The sequence below is a fragment of the Vreelandella lionensis genome, assembly GCF_044543515.1.
GTDB classification, from domain to species: domain Bacteria; phylum Pseudomonadota; class Gammaproteobacteria; order Pseudomonadales; family Halomonadaceae; genus Vreelandella; species Vreelandella lionensis.
The window spans coordinates 73,167-86,520 of the sequence record NZ_JBITWC010000001.1; the positions used below are offsets into that span (position 1 = coordinate 73,167).

The 13,354-nt window shown below is 57.7% G+C and carries 16 protein-coding genes; 3 read left to right on the forward strand and 13 right to left on the reverse strand.

Going from position 1 to position 13,354, the window contains the following annotated elements:
- Positions 1 to 44: 44 nt before the first annotated feature.
- On the reverse strand, positions 45 to 677 hold the full coding sequence (gmk, locus tag ACIGG6_RS00385; RefSeq protein ID WP_172416696.1) for a guanylate kinase: 633 nt from the start codon (positions 675 to 677) through the stop codon (positions 45 to 47).
- A 135-nt stretch (positions 678 to 812) separates the two neighbouring features.
- Between gmk and ACIGG6_RS00390 the strand changes: the two genes are divergently transcribed.
- Positions 813 to 1,508, forward strand: coding sequence for an extensin family protein (locus ACIGG6_RS00390; RefSeq protein ID WP_399841122.1), 696 nt, complete (start codon positions 813 to 815; stop codon positions 1,506 to 1,508).
- A 9-nt stretch (positions 1,509 to 1,517) separates the two neighbouring features.
- Here the strand turns inward: ACIGG6_RS00390 and ACIGG6_RS00395 are convergent, their stop codons facing one another.
- From ACIGG6_RS00395 to ACIGG6_RS00410, 4 genes are all read right to left on the reverse strand, one after another.
- A complete protein-coding gene (locus ACIGG6_RS00395; RefSeq protein ID WP_083025415.1) occupies positions 1,518 to 1,781 on the reverse strand; it encodes a hypothetical protein in 264 nt (87 codons plus the stop codon).
- A gap of 107 nt (positions 1,782 to 1,888) precedes the next feature.
- Positions 1,889 to 3,100: an MFS transporter gene (locus ACIGG6_RS00400; RefSeq protein WP_399841124.1), complete on the reverse strand. Its 1,212-nt coding sequence runs from the start codon at positions 3,098 to 3,100 to the stop codon at positions 1,889 to 1,891.
- Between the two features lie 151 nt (positions 3,101 to 3,251).
- Positions 3,252 to 3,572, reverse strand: coding sequence for a helix-turn-helix transcriptional regulator (locus ACIGG6_RS00405; RefSeq protein ID WP_399841127.1), 321 nt, complete (start codon positions 3,570 to 3,572; stop codon positions 3,252 to 3,254).
- On the reverse strand, positions 3,569 to 4,912 hold the full coding sequence (locus ACIGG6_RS00410; protein ID WP_399841352.1) for a type II toxin-antitoxin system HipA family toxin: 1,344 nt from the start codon (positions 4,910 to 4,912) through the stop codon (positions 3,569 to 3,571). The genes ACIGG6_RS00405 and ACIGG6_RS00410 overlap by 4 nt, the downstream gene beginning before the upstream one ends.
- A gap of 133 nt (positions 4,913 to 5,045) precedes the next feature.
- Here ACIGG6_RS00410 and ACIGG6_RS00415 point away from each other — a divergent pair, with 133 nt between their 5' ends.
- The gene (locus ACIGG6_RS00415) at positions 5,046 to 5,672 is read left to right on the forward strand and encodes a DNA-3-methyladenine glycosylase family protein (RefSeq protein WP_399841130.1); all 627 of its coding nucleotides are present in this window, start codon (positions 5,046 to 5,048) and stop codon (positions 5,670 to 5,672) included.
- 28 nt (positions 5,673 to 5,700) lie between these two features.
- On the opposite strand, the gene ACIGG6_RS00420 is transcribed toward ACIGG6_RS00415, so the two are convergent.
- From ACIGG6_RS00420 to ACIGG6_RS00430, 3 genes are all read right to left on the reverse strand, one after another.
- A complete protein-coding gene (locus ACIGG6_RS00420; protein WP_399841133.1) occupies positions 5,701 to 6,576 on the reverse strand; it encodes a pirin family protein in 876 nt (291 codons plus the stop codon).
- Between the two features lie 98 nt (positions 6,577 to 6,674).
- A complete protein-coding gene (locus ACIGG6_RS00425) occupies positions 6,675 to 7,241 on the reverse strand; it encodes a histidine phosphatase family protein (protein ID WP_399841135.1) in 567 nt (188 codons plus the stop codon).
- A gap of 32 nt (positions 7,242 to 7,273) precedes the next feature.
- Positions 7,274 to 8,152 (reverse strand): YicC/YloC family endoribonuclease, encoded by an 879-nt coding sequence (locus tag ACIGG6_RS00430; RefSeq protein ID WP_399841137.1) that lies wholly within the window; start codon positions 8,150 to 8,152, stop codon positions 7,274 to 7,276.
- Positions 8,153 to 8,269: 117 nt separating this feature from the next.
- On the opposite strand from ACIGG6_RS00430, the gene rph reads away from it, so the two are divergent.
- Positions 8,270 to 9,007, forward strand: coding sequence for a ribonuclease PH (rph, locus tag ACIGG6_RS00435; RefSeq protein WP_058577354.1), 738 nt, complete (start codon positions 8,270 to 8,272; stop codon positions 9,005 to 9,007).
- Between the two features lie 58 nt (positions 9,008 to 9,065).
- Here the strand turns inward: rph and ACIGG6_RS00440 are convergent, their stop codons facing one another.
- The 5 genes from ACIGG6_RS00440 to ACIGG6_RS00460 are packed head-to-tail and all read right to left on the reverse strand — an operon-like array spanning position 9,066 to position 13,354.
- Positions 9,066 to 9,410 (reverse strand): RidA family protein, encoded by a 345-nt coding sequence (locus ACIGG6_RS00440; protein ID WP_399841140.1) that lies wholly within the window; start codon positions 9,408 to 9,410, stop codon positions 9,066 to 9,068.
- Positions 9,411 to 9,452: 42 nt separating this feature from the next.
- Positions 9,453 to 10,571, reverse strand: a complete 1,119-nt coding sequence (locus ACIGG6_RS00445; protein WP_399841143.1) for an NAD(P)/FAD-dependent oxidoreductase — start codon at positions 10,569 to 10,571, stop codon at positions 9,453 to 9,455.
- The gene (locus ACIGG6_RS00450) at positions 10,571 to 11,959 is read right to left on the reverse strand and encodes an FAD-dependent oxidoreductase (protein ID WP_399841146.1); all 1,389 of its coding nucleotides are present in this window, start codon (positions 11,957 to 11,959) and stop codon (positions 10,571 to 10,573) included. Before ACIGG6_RS00450 ends, ACIGG6_RS00445 begins: the two co-directional genes overlap by 1 nt.
- A complete protein-coding gene (locus ACIGG6_RS00455) occupies positions 11,956 to 12,261 on the reverse strand; it encodes a (2Fe-2S)-binding protein (protein ID WP_399841149.1) in 306 nt (101 codons plus the stop codon). Before ACIGG6_RS00455 ends, ACIGG6_RS00450 begins: the two co-directional genes overlap by 4 nt.
- The gene (locus ACIGG6_RS00460; protein WP_399841152.1) at positions 12,236 to 13,354 is read right to left on the reverse strand and encodes an NAD(P)/FAD-dependent oxidoreductase; all 1,119 of its coding nucleotides are present in this window, start codon (positions 13,352 to 13,354) and stop codon (positions 12,236 to 12,238) included. Before ACIGG6_RS00460 ends, ACIGG6_RS00455 begins: the two co-directional genes overlap by 26 nt.

A 13,354-nucleotide genomic window follows, 5' to 3' on the forward strand; every position in this document is an offset into this window, starting at 1 on the left:
ACGCCGCCGACCCAGCGAAAAGAGTGGTGATAGGACCTGATAGATTACTCGACGCTAGGCGCCTGTGACAAGAGCGCATCAAGCAAGGGGGCGTGGCGTTCTTGCATTGCAGCACGCGTTAAGCGGCGACTGATCACTAACGACTGCAGTTCCTGCAGGGCAGTGGTGAAGTCGTCGTTAATCACTAAGTAATCGTACTCATCGTAATGAGACATCTCGCTGACCGCATCGCGCATACGCCGAGCGATCACCGCGTGCTCGTCGGTACCCCGGCTTGAGAGGCGGCGCTCCAGCTCGCTACGCGACGGCGGCAAGATAAAAATCGACACCGCAGAGGGCATCTGTTCGCGCACCTGCTGAGCACCCTGCCAATCGATCTCCAGAATCACATCCTGCCCCGCATCCAGCAGGGTTTGGACCGCTTGGCGGGACGTACCGTAGTAGTTGTCGAAGACCTTGGCATACTCAAAGAAGTCGCCACGGGCGATCATGGCTTCAAAGTCAGGCACTTGGGTAAAGTGATAGTTTACGCCGTCCACTTCACCTTCTCGCTTGGCGCGCGTGGTGTGCGACACCGACACCTGAATGCCATCCAGGCTTTCGATCAGCTCACGAACGAGGCTGGTTTTACCCGCACCCGACGGGGCAGAAACAATAAACAGCGTACCCTGGGACATGAAGCGCTTCCCTAGTTAGTCAAAATGGTCGTTCGTTATCACGCAGGCCGGCCACTGCCGACGTTATGGGGTGCGCAGTATCGCACACCCATGGCAGGGACTGTAGCGTTTCCAAGAGGCCACAAGGAGGTCAGCATGCGCAGCACAGTGATTATTTTATGCCTGATTGCACTAGGGGTCGCGCTTCAGAAAGGCATTATCGAGATCCCCCGCCACTGGGCACCCTGGGCTCCGCTACATGTGGATGACCCCATCACGCCCATCACCCAACTAAAGCTCAAGCGATTAAACGATGACCGCGACGCCTGCTTGGCGGCGCTGGACACGGTGCCCGAAGGCGAGCTGCGCTACACGCCGTTGGCTGATTACTCCCCGACTGCAAGCTGCCCACTTAGCAATATCGTGCGCATGCAGAGCAGCAGCGTGCGCTTTAGCCAAAGCTTTATGGCGTCGTGCCCGCTGGCCATCGCGTGGGTGATGTATGAACGCCATGCCTTGCAGCCTGCGGCGCAGGAGATCATGGGTAGTCGAGTCTCCCAGGTGAACCACGTGGGTAGCTTTGCCTGTCGCAACGTCTATGGCCGTGAAACCGGCCGACGCAGTGAGCATGCCACCGCCGAAGCGCTGGATGTGGTGGGGTTTCAGTTTGAGAACGGCCAGCAGATTTCACTGATCAACGACTGGGATGACGCAGGTAACGCGGGGGAGTTTTTACGCGCAGCGCGAGATGGCGCGTGTGATACCTTTGGCAACGTACTGGGACCAGACTATAACGCCGCGCATGCCGACCATTTTCATCTAGGCATGCGCGGCTTCAGGCTGTGCCGCTAGGTAGGCGGGTTATTCGAGGTTAATATCCTCTTTATCGGTGGCAGCCCCTGTGGCAGCACCCACGCCACCGCCAATCACAGCACCTTGGGTGACGCTACCACCAGTGACCGCAGCGGCCCCAGCACCAACAGCCGCCCCTACGCCAGCACCACTGGTAGCGCGCTCGCCGGTGGTCGTTCCACAGCCCGCCAGCGCCAGAGTAATGGCGGCAATAGCACTTAATGTTACGAGTCGCGGGGTTACAACGCGCGATGTCTTCACTAGGTTATGCATAGGTCACCTCCTTATGGATTGCACCTTTACACCCTAGGAACGATACGCGCTTTTTGCCACTTTAAATGCTCTAAATATTTATTTAGCAATCACTTATTTATAGCGCTTTATTTGTAGCTCTGGGCCACCGACGGCTCCGCGGGATAGGTGCGTTTTTCCAGCCAGCGCCCCCAAGCGAAAATCACTAGGCCGCACAGCGCAAGCCCGGCCCCTACCAGCCCCGTGCTCGACCAGCTAAATCCGGCGCTAATCGCCAAGCCCGCCAGCCACGCCCCCAGCGCGTTCGCCCCGTTAAAGGCCGCATGGTTCATGGACGCCGCCATGGTTTGGGCGTCTTCAGCTACATCCATCAAACGGGTTTGCAGCGAAGGTGCCAGCGCCATGCTAGTCCCTACCAAACCCACAAACAGTAGCCCCGACCACACCTCGTTGGCGGCAAAGTAGAAGAGCCCCTGCACCACGGCACACCACACCAAGATGGTGGGAATCGCCCGCATCAGGTTCTTATCCGCCATACGCCCGCCCACCAAGTTACCGGCGATAGAGCCCAGGCCAAAAATCACCAACACCAGCGGCCCCAGCGCTTCGCTCATACCCGCCTGTTGAGTCAGCGTCGGCATCACATAGCTGAAGATCGAGAACATACCACCGCAGCCAATACAGGCAATCGCAATGGTGACCAGCACCCGCTGCTTCACCAGCGCAGAGAGCTCTCTTAATGGGCTCGCGAGGGCATCAAACGGCTGCACCGGCACGCATAACCGAATGAGCAGCGCCGTTAACAGCGCAATCACTCCCACACCGGCAAAAGCGATTTGCCAACCAAAGACGTTACCCGCCCAAGTACCCAGCGGTGCACCAATCAAAATCGCTACCGTGAGCCCCAACATTACCCGCGAAATAGCCCGCGCTCGCTGATCAATCGGCACCGCTCCAGCCGCGACCAGCGCCGCTATGCCAAAGTAAGCACCATGGGGCAGCCCTGCCAAAAAGCGCAGGCCCACAAACGACCAAAACCCCGGCGCCATAGCGCTGGCAATATTGCCCACGGCAAACACCAGCATCAGCGCAATCAGCAGCGCCCGCCTGGGTACCCGTGCGGCCAGCGCAGAAATCAGCGGTGCACCCACTACCACGCCCAGTGCGTAGCTACTAATCGCATAGCCTACTTGGGGAACGGTCACGGCTAAATCTTCCGCCACACGGTTCATCAACCCCATAATGACGAACTCACTGGTGCCAATGCCAAACCCGCCCAGCGCCAGTACAAACTCTGCCAATCGCGGGTTACGCGCCAGCCCCGATGACGACTCTTGCATACCTCTCTCCCCAGGCGCTGAATAAAGCGCCTGCTTATCAAAACGGTCTTCGATTGCGTCAAATGATGGCAGGATTAGACGAAAGTAGGAATATATGACGTTAAAAAAGTTAGCGTGCAAACTCATTCATCAAGCGATGAACACCTGGGGGTCAACCGGTAGAAGATTCCACTAACAACAACCGCTCGCGCAACTCACGGTTACGCGGCAGTAAGCCGACTTGCAGGCCCAACGGGCGAAAGACTTGGTTGAGCAGCGCCACGGTAGGACTTGCTTTACCGGCTTCCAAATCAGACAACGTGCGACGGCTGATACCCACCAGATCGGCATATTGCGTCTGCGACATACCCAGTACGTCCCGGCGTAGCTGACGCAACACCTGCCCCGAGCTGATTTCTTCACGCACCAGTTGAGTCGCGAGCGTCGTCAGCAGCGCCTCACGCTCAACGCTAGAGAGTTCTTTGCGCTTCATACCAACCCCCAGCGCTGCAGCTTAGTGTCCAAGTAATCAAACCCCACCGCACTCGATGTCAGTAAGGCGTCGGGCACGCCCCGCGCAGCGAGTCGCTCTTTCAGGCCAACTAGCTGACTTCCCAGCTCTTTTAACTCTGTCATCAGTTGTTCTGGGGGAATATAGACGCTTAAGCGTTCCGCAATGGCGGGCCAATTAAACTCCCGCCCCTCCTCAAACGGTGTTCCCCAAGTGGTAGTTCTTACAATTCCCTCTGGGTCAGCCTTCATGGGCGCAAAATCGTACACCGGAGCCCACCAGATACCTTGCGGCGTTTTCAGCAGCGCCGTATTACGGCCGTGGTTATCGCTGTTAGCAAACGCAATATTGAGCAGATCGCGTTTCACCCACTCACTGACAAAGCTCGCCGTATCGAAATGGCCACCAGGCTCACGCACGCGGAATTGTTGGCTCAACAGACCCACCAACGCCTCAATCACGGCAAAATGATTCAAAAAGCTTCCCGGTTCCTTCCCCACGGATGAATACACAGACTCCAAGCCATAAAGCGTGCACGCCCCCCCTTGATAACCAACGTCAAAGCGGGGCAACCATAGCGATGGATAACGCTCACCTTCTATCAACCTCATCCCTTGGGTATCGATGGTCGCGACACCCAATGCCGCTAGCTCGTGATAGAAATGATACTCCGCACGCAAAATGTTGTTATCGATCGCGGTGCGCTGACCGCGAGGAAATTTCACCAAATAGTGCTGATCGATATTCGTCGGATCATCCTGGTAGGTATCAATCCAGACCTGATCATCTGGCGAGCAGCGCAGCAGCAGCTTAGGCGCTTCGCCACCTGCTCCGGTCGCACCGCCCCCAGCGGCCCCCAACTGCTGCGCATAGGCAAGAAAATCACTATCCCGATTGACGACGTCAGCCAAAGCAAAGCGCTGGTGCTCAAGCGTGCTGCCAGCAGGGCGCTCAGGAAGAGCCTCTTTGATGCGCAAATTGCCCACCGGCGCAATTGTGCCCTTGGCCAATAGCGCGGCATCCTGCTCCGCTTCGCTAAGCGCCGTTATTCCCAACTGCGTGACCCAGTAACGTCGGCTGGCCCCGGACGGCATGATATCGTCTAAAAAAGCGAACCAGCGTGGCGATTGATGGGTGTTCATCAACTCAATAGGCAAACGAAGGCTACAGGCGTGCTCATCGTCGCGATCCAACCACTCAAGGGCATAATCTGTCAGATAGCCCAAACGTGCAGGCCCCCGACGGCCTCGCTCTGGCTGCTCGATGATCAGCTCGGCGGCATCGTGCCACTGCCCTTGATGGAAGGCTTGAACGGTTAGCAACACAGCTCACCTTAATTGAGTAGTTTAATGCTCAAAAGTGTAGCCCAAGGCACCATAATGTGCATTTTAATACTCAAATTAAGATCAAAATGCGATTAATGAGCATTTTTCTACCCATTTCCCAGGAGACATCATGCCGTCTGATCACACGTCCGTTGCTATGATTGAACGCGCCATGCAGGCACTGGCCAATGCCGACCCCGATATTGCCCGCGCTTACCCCTTAGTCGGCGCGCCCAACCCGCGCCAGCGCGATCCAGGTTTTGCGACCTTCTTCTCGACCATCGTCAGCCAGCAGATCTCCACCGAAGCTGCTCGGGCGATTATGGGTCGGGTGAATACGCTGCTGCCGGAGCTACATGCCAAGGCAGTGATGGAGGTGGAAGGCCAAGCGCTACGCGATGCGGGGCTATCGTGGCGTAAAATCGAGTATGCCAAAGGGCTGGCCGACGCAGAGCTGGCGGGCACGTTTAGCGCCGATGGCTTAGCGCATCTCAGCGATGACGAGGCCATTGCCGCGATCACTCAACTGCGCGGGTTTGGCCGCTGGAGCGCGGAGGTTTACCTAATGTTCTCGCTCCAGCGACCCGATATTTTCCCCGCCGACGACCTCGCCCTCAGGGTAGCGCTAGGCCGCTTGAAGGGCATGGAGAACAAACCCACGCCGAAGCAGGCTCGCCAGATGGTAGAGCACTGGTCGCCCTGGCGCAGCGTGGGGTCGCTGTTTTTATGGCACTACTATCGCGGCGAGCCGGTGTAGCGCGGGCGTTTAGAGCATTAGCGGGTCTTTAAAGCGTAAGCCCGCCAAATTTACCGTTCTGGTAATCCTCCACCGCCTGGACGATCTCTTCGCGGGTAGTCATCACGAAGGGGCCGTGGGAGTAGACCGGCTCATCAATCAGCTCGCCATGGCCAAACAGCAGGCGCGCATCGCTCGCTGCTTCAATGCTCAGGCTTTCACCGTCACGGTCGACTTCGATCAAATGGTGCGCCTTGGCAGGCTCGCCACCCACCGTCACGTCGCCACTCACTACGTACAGGAACACCTGCCGGCCAGGAGCCACGGGTAGCTGCTCACGCGCGCCCCCAGGCAGCGCTAGCGTCGACATGAACACGCCGGTCAGCGATTCAATCGGGCCTGCTTGCCCCTGCCACTCCCCGGCAATCAGGTTGAGCGTACCGCCGCCTGCCAGTTGAACAGCGGGGATACCCTCTTGCTGCAAGCCCACATAGCGCGGCTCGCTCATCTTCAGCCGTGACGGCAGGTTGACCCACAGCTGCAAGATTTCCAGCGGGCCACCCTCGCGCAGAAACGCCTCCGGCGAAATTTCCGCATGGACGATGCCGCTACCGGCGGTCATCCACTGCACGCCACCTGCGTGAATCACGCTCTGGTGCTTGGCGCTGTCGGCATGGGCCAGCGAGCCTTCTAAAATAAACGTCACCGTTTCAAACCCACGGTGCGGGTGCGGCCCAAAGGGCAGCCCACGGTTATTGGCCGGGTAAACCTGCGGGCCATGGTGATTCAAAAACAGAAACGGATCGAGCTGATCCAACCCCGGCCCCGGCAGCGGCCGGCGGGTGACCAAATCACCGATATCATCCCGATGGGCAGGATGCTGAGCGACCACGCGGCGAACGGATGGAGTATTGGCTGATGACATAATGCTCTCCTTATCAATACGCCCAGCGTAAAACCTCAATTGACGGATGAGGAGCGAATAATTTGCCCCGGTTCATTGAAGGAAATGAATAGAAAGCCTTAACGGCTGGGAACGCTCAGCCGCCCCACCACCGTGAAGCTATCCTCTTGCGGGCGCACGACCACCATTTCCCCGGAGCTAACGCCCCCACCGGTCAGCGCCGTGATATTCACCTGATGCGTCACCAGCAGCATATTCCCTGGCCCCTGCCACCCCGCCATACGCTCACGAGCCGCTTGGGTAATGGCCACCTGATCCCCACGCCCGCGAAAGAACGAATTCAGCCACGGCGCAGGCACCACCGACCCCAGCGCCATCAGCTCAGCGGTTTCCAACGCCCGACACCACTGGGAGCTGTACACCGCATCAATCGCCACGCCCCGCTCCCGCACCGCCTGCCCTGCTGCCACCGCATGAGCACGCCCTTCGCTGGAAAGGTTGCGCTGGGTCTCGCACGCTTCCAACACAAACCCCGGCGGGTCGCCAATGCCGGGGGCCAGGGAGTGGCGCATGAGGATGACCAAGCCGCCCTCTTGGAGCGCTTGCCACGTGACGGTATTGGCGTGGGTGGTGAGGGGAAGCCAACCAAGCAGTAAGGTTAAAGCCAAGCAGCGGAGGATGAACATAAAACATGCCTGCAACGAGTGATCGTTAAACACTACTCAATATTCTGTATTTGCTCCCGCATCTGCTCAATCAACACCTTCAGTTCCACCGCGCAGCGGGTCGTCTCTGCCACCACCGATTTCGATGAAAGCGTATTGGCTTCCCGGTTAAGCTCCTGCATCAGGAAATCCAGGCGGCGGCCTTTGGGGCCTTTTTGGGCGAGCTGGTGGTGCACTTCTTCAATGTGCGCCGTTAGGCGGTCTAGCTCTTCGTCTACGTCGGCTTTTTGGGCTACCAGTACCAGCTCGGCTTCCAGGCGTTGGGGGTCGAGTTCGGTTTTGGCGATTTCTAAACGCTCTAGCAGCTGGGCGCGCTGGCGTTCCAGAATTTGCGGCAGCAGGCTGCGTACGGTGGCCACTTGCTCGCTCACTGCGTCTAGGCGGGTGGTGATCATCTCGGCCAGTTTTTCGCCTTCGCGGGCGCGGGCGTCAATCAGCTCATTCAGCGCTTGGTCAAACAGTGTTTTGGCGGCGGCTTTGATGGCGTCTTGGTCGAGGTGCTGGGTTTCCATCACGCCGGGTTGGTTGAGCAATGCCAGCGTAGTGGGCGGCACGGCGCTGGGCACCTGCTGCTGAATGGCGGCCAGGGCATCGGCAATCTCTTTCAGGCGCTGGGCGTTCACTGCCGGTGCTTGGGCGGTGTCGGCGCTCTCGAACCGCACGCTGCACTCTACCTTGCCTCGGGCCAGGCGCGTGCGCAGTGCTTCGCGCAGCACCGGTTCTAAATCACGCAGGCTTTCGTGCAGGCGAAAATGTGGTTCTAGGTAGCGCTGGTTCACCGAGCGGATCTCGACTTGCAGGGTGCCAAACGGGGCGGCCTGCTCGGTGCGGGCGAAGGCGGTCATGCTGTGTACGTGGCGGTAAGCAGCCATGGGCGGTTTATCCTGTCAGTCAATAGGTTCCGCACAGTCTAACCGATAGGCCCATCAGCGCACGCCCAGACGTGTACAATAGAGGGCTTTTCCACTTTAAAAATGATGTGAGGTGCTATGCGTCCTGATGTTGTTCGCCCCAGCGGTCGCGAGGCCGACCAGCTCCGTGAAATTCGCTTAACCCGTGATTACACTCGCCATGCGGAAGGCTCCGTGCTGGTGGAGTTTGGCGATACCAAGGTGCTGTGTAACGCGAGCGTGGAAGCGGGCGTGCCACGCTGGCTGCGCGGTAAAAATCAGGGCTGGATTACTGCCGAATACGGCATGCTGCCCCGCGCGACTCATACCCGCAGCGGCCGCGAGGCGACCCGTGGTAAACAGGGTGGCCGCACGCTGGAGATTCAGCGCCTGATTGGCCGCAGCCTGCGCGCAGCGGTGAATTTGAAGAAGCTGGGCGAGTTCACCATCACCGTGGATTGCGATGTCATCCAGGCCGATGGTGGCACGCGCACGGCAGCCATTACCGGCGGCTGCGTGGCGCTGGTGGATGCGCTTCGCTACCTGCAGCGAGAAAAGAAGATCAAAGGCGACCCCTTCAAGCAGCTGGTCAGCGCGATCTCAGTCGGCATCTACAAAGGCGTGCCGGTGCTGGACCTGGATTACCCCGAAGATAGCAAAGCCGACACCGACCTGAACGTGGTAATGACCGAAAGCGGCGAGCTGATTGAAGTACAGGGCACGGCGGAAGCGGGCGCGTTTAACCGTAAAGAGCTGAACGCGATGCTGGATTTGGCCGAGAAAGCCGGTGATGAACTGCGTGAGAAACAGCGTGAAGCGCTGGGGATTCGCGGTTAGATAGAGCAATCAAGCACTATTGCTGACGGAAAAGATCGCCAGCAATAGTGTTATGCCATTATTTAACCGCTGTCACTACTAACTCTAACAGGACGTTCTCTCCAAGGTCAGCAACACCTAAGGTAGCTCGGGCTGGCAAATGGTCAGCATCAAACCATTGAGTCCACACATCGTTCATACCTTTCTTGAGATTCAAGTCAGAGACATAGGCAGTTGCGGTAACGATTCGCTTATTATCCGTACCTGCTTCAGCTAAATAGTTATCCAGTTTATCAAGCACTTGACGTGTTTGACCTGCCATATCAAGCGTAAGATCATCTGCAATTATTCCACCGAAGAACACAAAGCCATTCGCTTCTACAGCGCGGTGCATAATAGGTGTTTGGATATGTCGTTTAATCATAATAATCTCCAGTTTGCCTTAATTGGCGTACGTTAACTCGTCCTATTCAGGACAAGGTGTTTGAAACCTTTGAATAGAAAAGGGAGTGATGGGGAGCTTGGGATCTCGCTCCATGGCGAGGTCGGCGACTATTTCTCCAGTTATGGGGCCTAACTGATAGCCATGAGCTGAGAACCCAAAAGCATGAATCACATTGTCGTGTTGACTGCTGGGACCTATTACAGGAATGTGATCCTGCATAACTGCTTCGACGCCTGCCCAGGTTCGCATGATGCGTGCCTCTTTCATGAACGGAAACAGGCTGACGACGGTATCGGCATTCTCCGCCAACCCATCCAAGCGGGTTTCGGCCACATGGCGAACAGTGTCCACGACACCGCGCACCCCTCCACCTATCAAAACAGTACCGTTCTCAAACTGCTTAAAAGATAATGGCCGTGACGTAGCGCCCACTACTGTTCCCAAAAATGGCGATAGTCGCTCAGTGATCATCAACATAGGAGCCTCAGCAGTGATAGGAACCGGCTCTCCAAGCCATTTACAAAGCTCTCCGGCCCAAGCGCCAGCACAATTGACAAGTAAATCGGCATCAAAATGCTCGTCACCTCCACTCAGGCGCCAGCCATTTCCTTTAGGCTCTATACCAGTTATCTCGATACCTTCACGGAAACAGGCGCCCTGACGTTCAGCTTCGCGGCGCCAGGCGGTAACAGTGCGATAAGGGTTGGCAAAGCCATCGCCATCACACGCAAGCCCACCTGGACAATGGCCAGCCAACGCTGGTAGCCGTTTGCGTAGCTCATCACGGTTGATAAGCTTTTCATGGTGATATCCCTGGTTTTGCAATTGGCGCTCACGTTCGTTGAGGATGGCCATATCATTATCGTTTTCAGCCACCTTGATTTGCCCAACAGGGCGAAAACCACAATCGTCACCAACAATACTCGCCATGTTCTGCCAGCGTTCCCAAGCAGCTATCGCTAACGGTATCTCTGCCGGGTGCCTGCCGAGCCGACGTACACCACCAGCATTGACGCCCGAGGCATGGCGACCGGCATAGGCCTTATCAATGACAGTGACCTCATATCCTTGATTACTTAATCGCAACGCGGCACTACAACCATGAAATCCTGCGCCCACAACTACTACACGACGAGACATCAGCCTTCCTCCGCCGCCTTTGCAAGCTGTCCAAGGGTGATCGGTTTGAAAGGTGGTCGCAGCCTGTAATAGCCGGTCTCTTCAACACTCTGCTGATTGGCGTCTGCCAGCAGTTCGCTCACAGTAATACCGCACATACGGCCTTGACACGGCCCCATGCCACAACGAGTGAAAGACTTAGTTTGATTGGGCCCTCTGCAGCCCATTTCGGCCATACGCCGGATTTCTCCGCCGGTTACCTCTTCGCATCGGCAGGCTAGCGTATCGTCATCGGGTAAACGCCATTGTTTTGCAGGTCTATACAACACATCGAGAAAAGGCCTAATCGCGGTTTCACGCGCTAGTGCTTTACGAATTGGCTGTGCGCGTTGAGTACTGTTCTCCAAGGTTAATTTACCTAGCGCCAGGGCGGCCCCCAGCCCCGCTAATTGTCCTTGCATGGCCGCGGCCTTGGCTCCTACGATACCGCCACCATCACCCGCTACGGCAATACCTGGGGTATCGGTGACCAGCCACTCATCCAGACGTGGTCTCCAGGCTAATTGCTGTTCATCCCATATATGATGGCAATCCACCGCCCGAGTGATTTGGGTATTAGGGATAACGCCTTGATGAAGCAGCAGGGTGGGTGTTTCCAACGTTTGCCAATCGGTGCTGCCCCGTTGCTGCCATCGCACACGCTCCAGTTGGCCATCGCCTTCAGCGCGTAAGGCGCTTACGCCCTTGATATGACGGACACCTGCACGGCGCAGCTCACTCAATAGCCCCACCCCCTTGAACAAGGTGCTGGTATTGCGTAACGCGCCAGGCAGATGCTTGATTGCGGCGCGATAGCGATCCCGCGGAGTGGTATCGAGAATGGCCGCTATCTCGGCTCCCGCACGCAGGTACTGAACGGCCAACAACAACAACAAAGGACCGCAGCCTGCCAGTACAACGGGGGCCTGGGGCACGGCACCGGCACTCTTGAGCAAGATCTGGCCACTGCCGGCCGTCATCACGCCAGGAAGTGTCCAGCCGGGAATCGGCATAGGCCTCTCCATGGCTCCCGTAGCGAGAATGACATGGCGCGCCCGGATCATCTCGGCAGTGTCCCTGTGCAACAGGCCAATTTCCCGCTGCCGTGTCAACTGCCACACGGTGGTGGCGGGCCGATAGTCGATACGAGAATTAGCAAGCCCCTTGACCAGCAGCTCGCCGGACCAGTAATCCTCGCCGAGAATCTGCCGATCGCGCAGGGGGGTACATTCCAAGGCACGATAGATCTGGCCGCCCGCAGAGGGCTGTTCATCTATCACCACGGGTGAGATGCCATGCTCAAGGGCGGTGGCCGCCGCAGCCAATCCTGCCGGCCCAGTCCCTAGAATGACGAGATCATGCGTGATCATGGGGCCAGCCTCCTAGCGCCTTGCTGCGCATAGATACGCATTCCCTCACGCACCTCAACTTGGCAGGCCTGAACATTGGGGTTGCCATCGATGTCCACCAAGCACTCGAAGCACACCCCCATCATGCAGTAAGGGGCACGCGAGGCGTTACTGACCGGCGTGGTGCGGCAGACGCTGATACCCGAAGCTAGCAGTGCCGCAGCTACTGTATCGCCAGGGCGAGCGGTCACGGTCTGTTCACCGAAACGGAACTTCACCACCGGCTCGGTCGTGTTTTCAAGCGGGGACAGGCGTTTGAACATGGAATCTCTCCGCGGTAAAAGGGCTAATTTCGTCGGGTGGCTCAGCACCTGCGAACCAGGGCGCCAGACATTTGGCATGGGCGGCGGCCAGTGTCACGCCGCTGTGGCAGCAGGCTACAAAGGCTCCAGGATGACTTTCAGATGCTTGATAAAGCGGGTAGCCATCGGGCGTCATAACCCTCAATGCTCCCCAGCTGCGAACTACTCGGGTGTTGGCAAGCGCCGGCAATGCGCGTACGGCGCGCTGAGCGATTTGAGCCAGCACCGGCGTTTCGGTGCCGTCATCGAAGCCTACGTCTTCATGGGAATCACCCATCAGTATCGAGCCCTCACCGGTTTGGCGCAGATACGTGGTGGGCAGATCAAGCAGCGGCCGCACGCGTTCGGTAACCAGGATTTCGCCTCGATTGGGTACAAGCGGTGCATCGAGCCCGACTTGCGGGGCCAGCTCTCGATTGCCGAGTCCGGCTGCCAGGATGACCCGTCCAGCGGTGAGGGTCTGGTGATCACGCTCGATCACGAAGCTATCGCCGTTGCGCCGAATACGATGGACTTTACTGCCGGGCACAAACCGTCCGCCGTAGTGACGAATCCCATCGTGCAGAGCACGCAGTAGATAGAGAGGATTGGCGTGGCCATCCCAGCGTGACCATGAAGCACCGGTAACACTTTCGCCGATCTCGGGAATCAAGTCGCGTAGCTGATCGTGGTCCAGCATGTCGAATGTAAATTGACGACCAGTCGCCTGGGCTAGTGCATTGAGCTCCACCTCGCGATTCGCCAGATCTTTTTGGCTATAGCAGAGATGGACGCCACCGGGGTTATGATGCTGGGTGGCGACTCCCGTTAGCTCGAAGAGCTCCTGGGAAAGTGCCTCCCACCTGGAAGCCGAGCGCATGCTCCAGCGTGAATAGAGAGGGATCTCCTGTCCCTTGCCTTGTACCCATACCAACCCGAAATTGCCGCGCGAGGCACGATAGGCCACATCACCTTCATCCAGGACGCTGACCTGATGACCTTGGCTGGCCAGCCCATAGGCGATTGCACTGCCTACTAGCCCTCCGCCGATCACGGCGAAATCACACTGCTGCAT